General features: G+C 48.0%; 14 protein-coding genes. 7 read left to right on the top strand and 7 right to left on the bottom strand.

Going from position 1 to position 12,243, the window contains the following annotated elements; all coding sequences use genetic code 11:
• Positions 1-30: 30 nt before the first annotated feature.
• Positions 31-384: a gamma-glutamylcyclotransferase family protein gene (locus CKQ54_RS01010; RefSeq protein ID WP_112286813.1), complete on the top strand. Its 354-nt coding sequence runs from the start codon at positions 31-33 to the stop codon at positions 382-384.
• 117 nt (positions 385-501) lie between these two features.
• On the opposite strand, the gene ppa is transcribed toward CKQ54_RS01010, so the two are convergent.
• Positions 502-1,032, bottom strand: coding sequence for an inorganic diphosphatase (gene ppa / locus CKQ54_RS01005; RefSeq protein WP_013573791.1), 531 nt, complete (start codon positions 1,030-1,032; stop codon positions 502-504).
• A gap of 316 nt (positions 1,033-1,348) precedes the next feature.
• Between ppa and CKQ54_RS01000 the strand changes: the two genes are divergently transcribed.
• Positions 1,349-2,920, top strand: coding sequence for a methyl-accepting chemotaxis protein (locus CKQ54_RS01000; protein WP_120162409.1), 1,572 nt, complete (start codon positions 1,349-1,351; stop codon positions 2,918-2,920).
• Positions 2,921-3,044: 124 nt separating this feature from the next.
• Here CKQ54_RS01000 and fbp read toward each other — a convergent pair whose 3' ends face one another.
• The gene (gene fbp, locus CKQ54_RS00995; RefSeq protein WP_112286811.1) at positions 3,045-4,049 is read right to left on the bottom strand and encodes a class 1 fructose-bisphosphatase; all 1,005 of its coding nucleotides are present in this window, start codon (positions 4,047-4,049) and stop codon (positions 3,045-3,047) included.
• A gap of 167 nt (positions 4,050-4,216) precedes the next feature.
• On the opposite strand from fbp, the gene mpl reads away from it, so the two are divergent.
• Positions 4,217-5,602 (top strand): UDP-N-acetylmuramate:L-alanyl-gamma-D-glutamyl-meso-diaminopimelate ligase, encoded by a 1,386-nt coding sequence (mpl, locus tag CKQ54_RS00990; RefSeq protein ID WP_120162408.1) that lies wholly within the window; start codon positions 4,217-4,219, stop codon positions 5,600-5,602.
• Positions 5,603-5,916: 314 nt separating this feature from the next.
• Here mpl and yhcN (CKQ54_RS00985) read toward each other — a convergent pair whose 3' ends face one another.
• The 3 genes from yhcN (CKQ54_RS00985) to argR all read right to left on the bottom strand — a co-directional run bounded on the left by yhcN (CKQ54_RS00985) (position 5,917) and on the right by argR (position 7,555).
• Positions 5,917-6,180: a peroxide/acid stress response protein YhcN gene (yhcN, locus tag CKQ54_RS00985; protein ID WP_112286809.1), complete on the bottom strand. Its 264-nt coding sequence runs from the start codon at positions 6,178-6,180 to the stop codon at positions 5,917-5,919.
• Positions 6,181-6,380: 200 nt separating this feature from the next.
• On the bottom strand, positions 6,381-6,644 hold the full coding sequence (gene yhcN / locus CKQ54_RS00980; RefSeq protein ID WP_112286808.1) for a peroxide/acid stress response protein YhcN: 264 nt from the start codon (positions 6,642-6,644) through the stop codon (positions 6,381-6,383).
• Positions 6,645-7,084: 440 nt separating this feature from the next.
• Positions 7,085-7,555 carry a transcriptional regulator ArgR gene (gene argR / locus CKQ54_RS00975; RefSeq protein WP_120162407.1) on the bottom strand — a complete coding sequence of 157 codons (471 nt, stop codon included), beginning with the start codon at positions 7,553-7,555 and terminating at the stop codon, positions 7,085-7,087.
• Positions 7,556-8,022: 467 nt separating this feature from the next.
• On the opposite strand from argR, the gene mdh reads away from it, so the two are divergent.
• Positions 8,023-8,961 carry a malate dehydrogenase gene (mdh, locus tag CKQ54_RS00970; protein WP_120162406.1) on the top strand — a complete coding sequence of 313 codons (939 nt, stop codon included), beginning with the start codon at positions 8,023-8,025 and terminating at the stop codon, positions 8,959-8,961.
• Between the two features lie 88 nt (positions 8,962-9,049).
• Here mdh and CKQ54_RS00965 read toward each other — a convergent pair whose 3' ends face one another.
• Positions 9,050-9,322, bottom strand: a complete 273-nt coding sequence (locus CKQ54_RS00965; RefSeq protein WP_120162405.1) for a helix-turn-helix domain-containing protein — start codon at positions 9,320-9,322, stop codon at positions 9,050-9,052.
• A gap of 689 nt (positions 9,323-10,011) precedes the next feature.
• On the opposite strand from CKQ54_RS00965, the gene CKQ54_RS00960 reads away from it, so the two are divergent.
• A complete protein-coding gene (locus tag CKQ54_RS00960) occupies positions 10,012-10,371 on the top strand; it encodes a DNA-binding protein (RefSeq protein WP_112286804.1) in 360 nt (119 codons plus the stop codon).
• 49 nt (positions 10,372-10,420) lie between these two features.
• On the opposite strand, the gene ispB is transcribed toward CKQ54_RS00960, so the two are convergent.
• Positions 10,421-11,392: an octaprenyl diphosphate synthase gene (gene ispB / locus CKQ54_RS00955; protein ID WP_112286803.1), complete on the bottom strand. Its 972-nt coding sequence runs from the start codon at positions 11,390-11,392 to the stop codon at positions 10,421-10,423.
• A 259-nt stretch (positions 11,393-11,651) separates the two neighbouring features.
• Here ispB and rplU point away from each other — a divergent pair, with 259 nt between their 5' ends.
• Both rplU and rpmA read left to right on the top strand, forming a co-directional pair.
• A complete protein-coding gene (gene rplU, locus CKQ54_RS00950) occupies positions 11,652-11,963 on the top strand; it encodes a 50S ribosomal protein L21 (protein ID WP_013573804.1) in 312 nt (103 codons plus the stop codon).
• A gap of 18 nt (positions 11,964-11,981) precedes the next feature.
• Positions 11,982-12,239: a 50S ribosomal protein L27 gene (gene rpmA, locus CKQ54_RS00945; protein WP_013573805.1), complete on the top strand. Its 258-nt coding sequence runs from the start codon at positions 11,982-11,984 to the stop codon at positions 12,237-12,239.
• The last annotated feature ends 4 nt before the right edge of the window (positions 12,240-12,243 follow it).

The raw sequence follows: 12,243 nt of genomic DNA, 5'->3' as shown, positions 1-12,243 counted from the left end.
TCATGTGACTTTTACTATACGAATATAAACATGCGAATAATTGTTTACGGTAGTCTGCGACGCAAGCAAGGCAACAGTCATTGGATGACGAATGCTCAATGGTTGGGTGACCATGAGCTGGAAGGGTATGCCCTGTATAATCTGGGCCACTATCCTGCTGTTATACCAGGGGAAGGCAAAGTCTATTGCGAAGTTTACCGCATTACCTCGTCAATACTGGCGGAGTTGGATGAGCTTAAAAGTAACACCAAGGATTACCGTCGTGAGCTGATTTCGACACCGTATGGCAGCGCCTGGATTTACCTCTACATTCGCTCACTGGATGGTGTGCCGAGAATAGCAGGTGGAGACTGGGTAAAGCGTAACGAAGCGGTCAGTGAGTGATCTGAGCAAGGTCGTCTAAAAATAATCGTTGTCTGACAACGCTTAATACATAAAAAAACACCGCCATCTGGCGGTGTTTTTTTCTTTTAAACGGCAGTTATTCAAATAGCTGAAAGCTTATTTGTTTTTAGCGCGTTCGAAAGAAGTCACGATTTCAGCTTTTGCTGCAGCAGCGTCAGCCCAACCGTCAACTTTTACCCATTTGCCTTTTTCCAGCGCTTTGTATTGCTCGAAGAAGTGGGTGATCTGGCCGCGCAGCAGTTCTGGCAGGTCGTTCACATCTTTAATGTGATCGTATTCTTTGCTCAGTTTGGTGTGCGGAACAGCAACCAGTTTCGCATCTTCACCGGCTTCGTCGGTCATTTTCAGCATACCGACAGGGCGGCAGCGGATCACAGAACCTGGTTGCAGCGGGTATGGCGTTGGAACCAGAACGTCAACCGGGTCGCCATCCAGAGACAGAGTGTGGTTGATGTAACCGTAGTTGCACGGATAGAACATCGCAGTTGACATGAAACGGTCTACAAACAGCGCGCCGGTATCTTTATCCACTTCGTACTTGATTGGATCTGCGTTTGCAGGGATTTCGATAACGACATAGATATCTTCTGGCAGTTCTTTGCCCGCCGGGACATTCAGTAAGCTCATTGTTGGTTTCCTTCGTTGAACCAGGAATAGAGTGCCGCACATTATAGCCAACTCTCCCGCGATTTCCCGCCCTTTTCGTCAGAACCTCTTAGCGCTTTTTCCGGCACGACCTGCTGCTGAAGGTCGTCAAAATCCTCAGCGGTGGCAGTAAAATTTACTCATCCGACGCTTTACCGTGTAACTGCCTGTTTTTACTTTTCTTATCAAGAAATTCAGTCCGTTGCCGATAACAATATTCAAACAAAAAATCAGGAATCACCTGATCCCTACCTCACCGGAAGTATCTCTTTTCACCTGAATGGCTGGATAACATCGTATGTTGAATAAGTTGAGCGTAAAAGCCGGTCTGATCGGTTTGCTGGTATTTATGACGTTGATTTTACTGCTGGTTAGCGTGCTGGGTGCCAATGCTATCAGGCAGAGTGCGACTTCCCTGCAAAAGATTAATCAGCTTCAGGGTGATGAACTTGGTTCACTGGCCGACAGCTACAGTTTCTCACTGCGCACGCGCGTTGCCAGCGGTGTGGCTGTACGCCAGCTGGAAATCGGCATGATGGATGATGCCAAAATGACTGCCGATCGCATTGCCGGTTATATCAAACAGGCTGATACCGATCTGGCAAAATTTGTCAGCATTCAGGATGAAACTCAGCAGGGCAGAGATTTATCCGACGCCGTGAAGAAAACCTACGACGCGTATAAAGCTAACGGTTTAGTCCCGATTCTGGCCGCGCTTCAGGCGCAAAGCGCAGACGGTTATTACGATGTGCTGGAAAATAAAATCACGCCTTACAGCAATGCTTACGACAAAGCGCTGGCAGATTTTCGTGCTTATGCGGTCGATAACACCAGCAAGCGCATCGAACAGGCTCGCGCCAATGCACGTATCCAGCTGACGGTGATCGTTGCGGCTTTCGTCATTGCGCTAACGATCGCGGTGCTGGCGTGGTTTGCCTTGCAGAAAATCATCATGCATCCGCTGAATTTCTCTATCGCTCAGCTGGAATTTATCGCCAAAGGCGACCTGACTCATGAGATTGATGATTCCCGCAATAATGAGATGGGGCGTTTGCTGAAAGCGATGAAACAAATGCAGGACTCTCTGGTTGAGTCGGTCGGTCGCGTGCGCGATGCCGGAAATCAGATTGATGTCGGTTCCCGCGAACTGGCTGCCGGTAACGTGCATCTGGCGCAGCGCACGGAAGAATCCGCTGCGTCACTGGAAGAAACCGCAGCAAGTATGGAACAGCTGACATCTACCGTGCGTATGAATGCCGCGAACTCCGAACAGGCGAATCAGCTGGCGCAGAGCGTTTCGGTTATTGCCGGTAAGGGCAGCGAAGTCGTGCATCAGGTCATGGATAAAATGCAGGGCATTACCGACAGCTCGAAACGCATTGGCGACATTATTACTGTTATCGACGGCATCGCATTCCAGACCAATATTCTGGCGCTGAATGCCGCGGTCGAAGCGGCGCGAGCGGGCGAACAGGGGCGTGGTTTTGCCGTGGTAGCCGGTGAAGTGCGTAGCCTGGCGCAACGCAGTGCGCAATCTGCTAAAGAAATCAAAGAGCTGATTGTTGACTCTGAAAGCCGCGTTTCTGAGGGTTCGGATATGGTGAAATCAGCCGCCGATACGATGCTGGAAATTTCCAGCGAAGTGACGCGCGTGACCAGTCTGATGCGCGAAATATCTATCGCAACCACCGAGCAGACTCATGGCATCGAACAGGTGAACGTGGCGATTACCCAAATGGATCAGGTGGCGCAGCAGAATGCGGCACTGGTAGAGCAGGCGACAGCGGCCACGCGTTCTCTGGAAGAACAGGCGCAGTTGCTGGCTGAAAGCATGGCGGTGTTTAAGCTGAACCGGGCAGGTCAGTTCTGATTTCTGAACGTCGGGCTGAATAAAGAAAAGGTGGCTGAAAAGCCACCTTTTTACGTTCTGGAGTATTGCTAAGTTACAGAGGTATCACGTTCATTCTTTGATGATTTTATTGAGGCAAGTTTGATTATTCATCCGGGAACTGCGCGATAAAGCGTTCTGCATCTTCGACCATTGAACTGTTACCGACAAAGAACGGCGCACGTTCATGCAGTTTTTGCGGAACGATATCCAGAATACGATTTTTACCGTCACTGGCTTTACCACCGGCCTGCTCCGCAAGGAAAGCCATCGGGTTGCATTCATACAGCAAACGCAGTTTTCCGTTCGGATGACTGGCAGTGCTTGGGTAAATATAAATGCCGCCTTTCAGCAGGTTACGATGGAAGTCTGCGACCAGCGAGCCGATATAACGTGAAGTGTAAGGGCGTTGTGTGGCTTCATCCTGCTCCTGGCAATACTTGATGTATTTTTTAACGCCAAGAGGGAACTTGATGTAATTACCTTCGTTGATCGAGTACATGTTGCCCTTTTTAGGGAAACAGACTTTTTCGTGAGAAAGGCAGAACACACCGAGAGAAGGATCGTAAGTAAAGGCATGAACGCCAGCACCAGTGGTGTACACCAGCATGGTTGAAGAACCATACACGACGTAACCTGCGGCAACCTGACGATTCCCCGGTTGCAGGAAATCAGCTTCAGTAACCGGCTGGCCCAACGGGGTGGTACGACGGTAAATGGAGAAGATCGTGCCGACGGAGACGTTTACGTCGATGTTGGAGGAACCATCCAGCGGATCCATCAAAATGACGTATTTTGCATTTTCAGCGCGTTCGCCCTCGAAAATGACGATTTCATCTTCTTCTTCAGACGCGATACCGGCAATTTCACCGCGCGCCTTCATGGCTGCTTTTAGTTTTTCATTTGCGTACAGATCGAGTTTCATCTGCACTTCACCCTGCACATTCTCAGCACCACTGGTGCCCAGAATATCAACCAAACCCGCTTTGTTGATGTCGCGGTGAATGATTTTGGCGCCGAGTTTTATCGCTGAAAGCAACGCTGTCAGTTCACCGGTTGCATGTGGAAAATCCTGCTGCTTTTCAACAATAAATTCGCCTAACGTTTTCATGACACTTTCCCTGAATCGAGGATAGATAACGGTACGTTAATAAAAATTTCACAAGAGCGGAGGCAGTTTAGCCCAAATATATGGACGAATCATAGGCAAATCCATTTCTTCTGGAGGAATCTGAGCGGTAGAATAGCGGCTGACTTAAAGGCATCAATGGAAAATATATGCGCATTCATATTCTTGGGATTTGCGGCACGTTTATGGGCGGGCTGGCGATGCTGGCTCGTGCTCAGGGGCATCAGGTCACCGGTTCGGACGACAACGTTTATCCACCGATGAGTACGCTTCTGGAAAATCAGGGGATCAACCTGATCCAGGGCTACGATCCTGCACAGCTCGATCCGCACCCTGATCTGGTGATTATCGGCAACGCGATGACGCGCGGTAATCCTTGCGTCGAGGCCGTACTGGAGCAGGGGATCCCTTATGTTTCAGGGCCACAATGGCTGCACGATCACGTTCTTCCGGGACGCTGGGTTATTGCGGTGGCGGGTACGCACGGCAAAACGACGACGGCGGGAATGGTCACGTGGATCCTCGAGGCCTGCGGCTATGAGCCGGGTTATGTCATTGGCGGCGTGCCGGGCAATTTCGAGGTCTCTGCACGTCTTGGCAACAGTCCGTTTATGGTGCTTGAAGCCGACGAATACGACTGCGCGTTCTTTGATAAACGATCCAAGTTCGTTCATTACAGCCCGCGTACACTGGTGCTCAATAACCTCGAGTTCGATCACGCTGATATCTTCGACGATCTCAAGGCCATTCAGAAACAGTTCCACCATCTGGTGCGTCTGGTGCCGGGCAAAGGCAAAATTATTTTGCCAGAGCACGACACACCACTGAAACAGGTCATGGCGATGGGATGCTGGAGTGAGCAGGAATTTGCCGGTGAAGCTGAAAATTGTGCATGGGATGCGAAAAAACTGACGCCGGACGCCAGCACTTTCGAAGTCTATCTGCACGGCGAAGTGGTCGGTCAGGTTAACTGGAATCTGGTCGGCGAACATAACATGCATAACGGACTGATGGCGATCGCCGCTGCCCGTCATGTTGGCGTTAAGCCGGAAGATGCCTGCAAAGCGCTCGGAGAATTTATCAATGCCCGCCGCCGTCTGGAGCTTCGCGGTGTGGAAAACGGTGTCAGCGTGTACGACGATTTCGCTCACCATCCGACAGCCATTCTGGCCACGCTTTCTGCGTTGCGCAGCAAAGTTGGCGGGACTGCGCGCATTCTTGCGGTTCTCGAACCTCGTTCAAATACCATGAAAATGGGGATGAGTAAGAATGAACTGGCACCGTCCCTGGGTCGTGCTGACGAAGTCTTCCTGTTACAACCGCAGCATATTCCATGGCAGGTGGCTGAAGTGGCTGAACATTGTATTCAGCCAGCGCACTGGAGCGCAGATGTAGATTCGCTGGTTGATATGGTGATCAAGGCTTCCCAGCCGGGCGACCATATTCTGGTGATGAGCAACGGCGGCTTCGGCGGCATTCACGGCAAACTGCTGGCGGCTCTGGCAGCCAAGGCGCAGGCTGTGCAAGAGCTGTAAAACCGTAAATTGATGGAACCAGGCACAGCTCCGGCTGTGCTTTTTTTTTGCCTTTTACCGACGGACATGACTCTTTGAGGCCATTCAGGCAAAAAAAAGCCCTCAAAAATTGAGGGCCAAAGGGTGTCGTCGGACAGGACGACGAGGGTATCGTTAGCCGGAGAGCAAGGCAGTGGCGGTGTCAGCTCTCCTTCCAGCCTCAACAGCGCAGTGTATTTTCGCTGTATTTCTTCGAACAGTGGCTGTTGAAACCCGGTAACGCTAATTCAAAATACTCAAACAGTGGCTTTGTATCAGGGACTTACTCAGGGATCTTACTGATAGATTTCTGCGGTTGCATGATAAGCGCCGTCGTTATGGGCTTCTATCACGCGGAAAGATTTAGCGCCTTTACTGTCGGCTTTATCAGACAGTTGCTGGCGGATATCGGTCGGAACACCATCGACGCCGCTGACGCTGATTGTTCCCATAGGCTGTAAATTTTCTGCCTGCTGATTAGTCACCAGCTGAGCGGCGGATGCACCAAAAGAAACAGCAGATAACAGGCTAAGGGCGGCAATAGTAGTAATGATTTTCATGATAATTTCCTGAATTCACTGACGTTGTTAGATTATTTCGAGAGCAACGTCGATTGATGTCTGGATTCATCAGAACTGTGATATCGGGTTCAGGAGTGCGTAAAGCCTACGGGAACGCAGATGATGCAGTGACAAATCCGTCCAGATGCGCATTGCGCGGGCCCGATTCATTCAGGCCCCTTCGCTACGTTTACCCGAACTTATTGGTAAATTTCAGCGGTCGCGTGGTAGTTACCTTCTTCACGAACTTCAATAACACGGAATGCTTTAGCGCCTTTGGCATCGGCTTTGTCTGACAATGCCTGACGGATATCAGAAGGTGCGCCGGCAACGCCGCTCACGCTGATCATACCAGTTGATTGCAGATTTGAAGCCTGTTCCTGTGTTACAGGTTGTGCTGCAAAAACGCCAAATGACAGGGCAGATAGAATGCTTAATGTTGCGATTGTAGTTTTAACTTTCATGATTTTGACCTCGTCGATTTTATTATGTTTTCAATATCCGGTGCTTCACACCACGGAAATGAGTATACATCTAATAACTGTAAATATTAATAGTTTGCTAATAGTTATTTGGGTTTCTATGTGTGTCCTATGTGTATTTTTAATAACTAAAAAGAATAAAAAACGCGTGAAAAATAGACTTTTTGTGTTAATTTTTCGTAAAATCAATAAATTGGGTGAATGTAGCTATTTGTGCTTATTTTTGCAGTGAATCACATCGTCGAGATCTTTCTGTGACGTGGTTGTGGTGCTTGTTAAGGGATTTAACAGGAATGACTGCGAGATGCTCTTGAAAGGGAACAGTGATTCAGAAAGGAGGTAGTAAAGAGGAGGCCAGAAAGCGTGTTCTTCTGACCTCTGGCACAGAAAAGGTGCTGCAGCAGGTTCAAAATGAGGCGGATTTACAGTTCCTGCTCGAACAGACTGAGTATCGCGTCATGGAGTTGCTTAACGCTAAAGCTGCGGGCCGGTGTCGTGAAGATGGTGTCATCGCCGGCAATCGTGCCGAGGATCCCTTCTGATTTACCCAGGGAGTCAAGTAAACGCGCGATAAGTTGTGCCGCGCCCGGACTGGTGCGGATCACGACAACCGCGTCATTATGATCTATATCCAATACCAGATTTTTCAGCGGGCTGGTGGTGGTGGGCACCCCAATCTCAGCAGGAAGGCAGTACACCATTTCCATCTTCGCATTACGGGTTCTGACAGCACCAAACTTGGTCAGCATCCGTGAGACTTTTGACTGATTGATATTTTCGAAACCGTCATCCTGAAGTGCGGCAACAATTTCCCCCTGAGAACTGAATTTCTCTTCCTTCAACAATGCTTTGAAGGCTTTGATTAAATCTTCCTGTTTAGCAGGATTACGCATTTTGCACCCTGGTCTCTGTATCATAGTTGTGTTGATTATGCAGATAATTGCATTTTTATGCAACAGAACCAAGAGATGCAGATCCCGAATTATGCATCCGGCAAGGAACACAGGCGTTATGGATAAAAAGGAGAGGTAATGGATATGCCAAAATTGTGCATTACGGCGAGATCAGGCCTTCAATCCTTCCTTAATCTGATGATCTCGATTCAGCTCTCAACATTGGAGCGAATTTAACCATTTATTAACCTGGTGTGTTTTGTGCTGCTACTTTTAATAATGTCGCTTTCCGATAAAAAGTCATAAAAGACCGGAAAAGGTCGTCGTAAAGGTTTTTTTTTACTTTCTAAACGACCAACCTCAGTTTCTCTGCAGGTGAGCAATTGTTTTTAACAGCGTAAGTGATTAAGGTCACACTAAAATAATTCCACGACACTTATAAGTTAATGATAAAAAAGGAGTATAGGATGAAAGTTGCAGTTCTCGGTGCTGCGGGCGGTATCGGTCAAGCCCTCGCGCTTCTGCTCAAGACCCAGCTACCTTCCGGTTCCGAACTCTCATTGTATGATATCGCTCCGGTTACTCCGGGTGTCGCTGTCGATCTCAGTCATATCCCCACCGCAGTTAAAATCAAAGGTTTTTGCGGTGAAGATGCGAAGCCGGCTCTGGTTGGCGCGGACATCGTCCTGATCTCTGCCGGTGTCGCCCGTAAACCCGGCATGGATCGGTCTGATTTGTTCAACGTGAATGCGGGTATTGTTCGCAATCTGATCCAGCAAGTGGCCAGTACATGCCCGAAAGCCTGCATCGGTATCATCACCAATCCTGTTAATACGACCGTTGCGATTGCGGCTGAAGTGTTGAAAAACGCAGGTGTATACGACAAAAACAAACTGTTTGGTGTGACAACGCTCGATGCTATTCGCTCTAACACTTTCGTTGCTGAACTCAAAGGTAAGCAGCCAGAAGACGTTGAAGTGCCGGTCATTGGCGGGCACTCAGGGGTGACTATCCTTCCTCTGTTATCTCAGCTTTCTGAAATCACGTTCAGTGATAGCGAAGTTGAAGCGCTGACAAAGCGTATTCAGAACGCCGGTACGGAAGTTGTAGAAGCTAAAGCGGGTGGCGGTTCCGCCACGCTTTCTATGGGACAAGCCGCCGCACGCTTCGGGCTTTCTCTGGTCCGGGCCTTACAAGGTGAAAGCAATGTGGTTGAATGTGCTTATGTTGAAGGAAAAGGCGAGCATGCCCGTTTCTTTGCGCAGCCTGTTCTTCTGGGTAAAGAAGGGGTATCTGAGCTTATCAGTATCGGCAAGCTCAGCCATTTTGAGCAGCAATCCCTGAACTCAATGTTAGATATCCTGCGTAAAGATATCGAGTTAGGCGAGCAGTTCATTAATAAGTAAGTCCTCATTAAGTCAGACATCAACAAGCAGGCCGTTGAGTCAAAGAGCCGCCAGAAAAATCTGGCGGTTTTTTTCTGAATATTTGATTTTATACGCGCGTATCGGGAGTCGGCCGGCAACGACGTTCGATGATCTTTAATGTTTTTGCATCAAAGTAACGGCTGGGCCAGATGAGCGACGGATGAATACCCAACGCACTGGCAATCAGCAATTCCCCCTTTGGCCACGGTCTTGATAATGCGTTTGAAAGCGTGGAGGAACTCAGCCCTGCAGAACGCGAAACCGCAGCCAGTGTTGTTCCTTTTTTACGAAGCGCTGCAATGATATCCGCCTGGTGCCAGTCTTTATTATTTGCCGTCATGATCTTTCCTTATGGGTTAAACAGATTATAAGAAGCTATAAGAGGCTATTGCCAAAAATATATATTCCTCGAGTGCTTGTTGTAATTTTAGTTAGTCTCATCAATGTTTCCGAATAATAAGCTATTCTCTTATTTCGAAAATACATTCTTATTATCATTAAAACAAACAAGTAATTTAAATTTGCTTTTTGTGATTTGTCTCGATTTTTAGTGAATTTGTTGAATACATTTTATTAGGATGCGTTATTGGAATGTTGTTATTTTTAGCAATTACATTGGTATTGGTAATGTATGAATAAATTCTTAAGGGGGAAAGTGATTGATTGCGGGAGGTTAGTATCAGGCTGGGAAATATTTTTTCTGTAAGGTTATGTTATTAATGATATTTATTGTGGTGATTGCGTTTCTGAAAGAGATTGCTTTCATAACTTTCTGAAAAAGTCCTTTTTATTGGGTTCAACAACTCTTGATGAATATAATTCATGGAAACTTTTTAAAGCAGCAGTAGACGCATTCTGAAAAATTGAATATCTTCTTTTCTTTAAATACCTGTATTCCTAAATGACACGTGTTAATACCATCTTTAAAAAAAACGCTCACCAGCCAGGAAGGACATCATGATTAATTGCATGTCATGAATCTATAACAACAAGCTTTCTTATTCTTATATAAGAAATACAAGGAATGTTATGAAAAAAGAGTGGTTTGCTGCAAAGGAATTGACCGGAAAAGAAGGCCTTCCCACATCCACACAGGGTGTGCATGGAATGGCCCGCAGATTAGGCTGGGTAAAGCGTCGCAGGCGAGGCGTACAGGGGCGGGCGGTGGAATATCACATCGACAGTTTACCGGGCAGTGCGGTGGCGAGTCTGGCCATGAACGAACACTCAGCGGAATATGTGTATACATCTCATCAGGACCCTTTGGCGATTTGGATAGAAAGTTATAAACAACTCAGGGAGCCGGAACGGGAAACGATGATTTCTTTTATCGTGCGGGAAGGTGTGGCGGAAATGCTTAACAGGTTGCGCAAACCGGGAGAGGCTTAATCGCACAAGACCGTCGTACCCGCCTGCTTGCGGGTACGACGGAGTATGTTCAGAAATCGCGTTTTACAGACATATGAGCCAGACCTTCGAGCGCGGCCCGATATTCAGACTCAGGAAGAACCTGCAGTGCCTGAATGGCTTTATCGGCTTCTTCTTCAGCACGCTGACGGGTATACGTCAGTGAGCCCCATTGATGCATCGCGGCAAGAACAGGTTCCAGTAAATGACGTCCGTTTCCTTCTTCGATAGCTTTTCGAATCATGGCCGATTGTTCAGCATTGCCGTGCTTCATTGCATGCAGAAGCGGCAACGTCGGTTTCCCTTCATCAAGATCATCACCAGTGTTTTTGCCCAGTGTTTCACCGTCAGCATCATAATCGAGCAAATCGTCAATCAGCTGAAATGCAGTACCGAGATAACGGCCGTAATCCTGCAACGCTTTAATCTGCTCATCATTCCCGCCAGCCAGCATGGCAGAGGATTGAGATGCCGCTTCAAACAGGCGCGCAGTTTTGCTGTAGATAACCTGCATATAGCTTTCTTCAGTGATGTCCGGATCATTGCAGTTGATCAATTGCTGAACTTCACCTTCTGCAATCACATTCACGGCTTTTGCCATCAGCGCAAGAACAGGGAGCGATTCCAGATCAGTCATCATTTGAAATGCCCGGGTGTAGATAAAATCACCGACAAGCACGCTGGCTGCGTTACCAAATGCGGCATTAGCCGTCGCTTTACCTCGACGCATATCAGACTCATCAACGACGTCGTCATGCAACAGCGTGGCTGTGTGGATAAACTCAATCAGAGCGGCGACTTTTACGTGTTTGTCGCCCTCATAGGATAGTGCTTTGGCTGCCAGTACTGCTATCATCGGGCGGATACGTTTGCCGCCGCCACTGATGATGTAATATCCCAGTTGATTGATGAGAGAAACCTCTGAATTCAACTGTTCAAGGATGGATGCGTTGACTGCAGCCATGTCGTCCTGGGTAAGATCAATAATCTGTTCTAGGTTCATTGTGTTTTTTCGGCTGTTGTTCTCTTCACCGCAATGAGATCTGGCTCACATTGGCACATGGCGCTAACTGTAAAGGGGATTGTACTTGAAAAACAGTGTAGATAAATGCTATCGAAAGAACTGCGCTTTTTTTCTTCTTTTGTAGGCATTGTGCTCTTGTCTTATGCTGATTTTTTGCGTAGAATTCGCGCCCTATTGTGAATATTTATAGCGCCCTCTGGACTATACAAAGTTGAGTGCGCGGAAAGCGGAGTTTTATATGTACGCGGTTTTCCAAAGTGGTGGTAAACAACACCGTGTCAGCGAAGGCCAGACTATTCGTCTGGAGAAGCTGGACGTTGCAACTGGCGAAGCTATCGAATTCGATCAGGTTCTGATGATTGCAAACGGTGAAGAAATCAACATCGGCCTGCCTTTAGTTGCTGGCGGTGTAATTAAAGCTGAAGTCGTTGCTCACGGTCGTGGCGAAAAGGTCAAAATCGTTAAGTTTCGTCGTCGTAAACACTATCGTAAGCAGCAGGGCCACCGTCAGTGGTTCACTGACGTTAAAATCACCGGCATCAGCGCTTAAGATTAGGAGAGCGGAACAATGGCACACAAAAAGGCTGGCGGCTCCACACGTAACGGTCGCGATTCAGAAGCTAAACGTCTGGGCGTAAAACGCTTTGGCGGCGAAGCAGTACTGGCAGGCAGCATCATCGTTCGTCAGCGCGGCACCAAATTCCACGCTGGTATCAACGTGGGTTGCGGCAAGGACCACACTCTGTTTGCTTTGGCTGACGGTAAAGTCAAGTTCGAAGTTAAAGGCCCGAAAAACCGTAAGTACATCAGCATCGAAGCTGAATAAGTTT

Source organism: Rahnella variigena (genome assembly GCF_003610915.1).
Lineage (GTDB): Bacteria > Pseudomonadota > Gammaproteobacteria > Enterobacterales > Enterobacteriaceae > Rahnella > Rahnella variigena.
This window is presented reverse-complemented; position numbering and strand designations above follow the sequence as displayed.

Excerpts from the sequence above, each read along its gene's own strand:
- CKQ54_RS01010 (WP_112286813.1), top strand. The coding sequence starts at position 31 with ATGCGAATAATTGTTTACGGTAGTCTGCGACGCAAGCAAGGCAACAGT.
- ppa (WP_013573791.1), bottom strand. The coding sequence starts at position 1,032 with ATGAGCTTACTGAATGTCCCGGCGGGCAAAGAACTGCCAGAAGATATC.
- CKQ54_RS01000 (WP_120162409.1), top strand. The coding sequence starts at position 1,349 with ATGTTGAATAAGTTGAGCGTAAAAGCCGGTCTGATCGGTTTGCTGGTA.
- fbp (WP_112286811.1), bottom strand. The coding sequence starts at position 4,049 with ATGAAAACGTTAGGCGAATTTATTGTTGAAAAGCAGCAGGATTTTCCA.
- mpl (WP_120162408.1), top strand. The coding sequence starts at position 4,217 with ATGCGCATTCATATTCTTGGGATTTGCGGCACGTTTATGGGCGGGCTG.
- yhcN (WP_112286809.1), bottom strand. The coding sequence starts at position 6,180 with ATGAAAATCATTACTACTATTGCCGCCCTTAGCCTGTTATCTGCTGTT.
- yhcN (WP_112286808.1), bottom strand. The coding sequence starts at position 6,644 with ATGAAAGTTAAAACTACAATCGCAACATTAAGCATTCTATCTGCCCTG.
- argR (WP_120162407.1), bottom strand. The coding sequence starts at position 7,555 with ATGCGTAATCCTGCTAAACAGGAAGATTTAATCAAAGCCTTCAAAGCA.
- mdh (WP_120162406.1), top strand. The coding sequence starts at position 8,023 with ATGAAAGTTGCAGTTCTCGGTGCTGCGGGCGGTATCGGTCAAGCCCTC.
- CKQ54_RS00965 (WP_120162405.1), bottom strand. The coding sequence starts at position 9,322 with ATGACGGCAAATAATAAAGACTGGCACCAGGCGGATATCATTGCAGCG.
- CKQ54_RS00960 (WP_112286804.1), top strand. The coding sequence starts at position 10,012 with ATGAAAAAAGAGTGGTTTGCTGCAAAGGAATTGACCGGAAAAGAAGGC.
- ispB (WP_112286803.1), bottom strand. The coding sequence starts at position 11,392 with ATGAACCTAGAACAGATTATTGATCTTACCCAGGACGACATGGCTGCA.
- rplU (WP_013573804.1), top strand. The coding sequence starts at position 11,652 with ATGTACGCGGTTTTCCAAAGTGGTGGTAAACAACACCGTGTCAGCGAA.
- rpmA (WP_013573805.1), top strand. The coding sequence starts at position 11,982 with ATGGCACACAAAAAGGCTGGCGGCTCCACACGTAACGGTCGCGATTCA.